Genomic DNA, 241 nt, shown 5'->3' with positions numbered 1-241 from the left:
ATGGCTGGTCGAGAAGAACGGCCATCGCAGCCCCGCCGACAGGCGCGCCGCCTGGCAGGAGGAGACCTTCAGGCGCGCCGCGTAGCCCAACCAGTTGTCCAAGGAGCCGGGTGCGGTACACAGCCTGCACCTCCCTGGCCGACCAGCGGAAATCGCTGCCGTCGCGCAGCATGCGATGCAGGATCACGGCGAGCTTGCGGGCCACGGCGACGGTGGCCTTCTTAGTGCCGATCCTCTGGGC

1 protein-coding gene is annotated in these 241 nt (G+C 68.9%); it reads right to left on the bottom strand.

Translation table 11 applies throughout. The features are described from left to right. The coding region (locus E2C05_RS32635; protein WP_192912585.1) for a hypothetical protein at window positions 1–205 on the bottom strand (205 nt) is incomplete at its 3' end. Window positions 206–241 lie beyond the last annotated feature (36 nt).

The sequence above is a fragment of the Paracraurococcus ruber genome (assembly GCF_004353985.1).
Classification (GTDB): domain Bacteria; phylum Pseudomonadota; class Alphaproteobacteria; order Acetobacterales; family Acetobacteraceae; genus Paracraurococcus; species Paracraurococcus ruber.
Note: the sequence above shows the minus strand (reverse complement) of the source record. Positions and strands in the feature narration are given on the sequence as shown.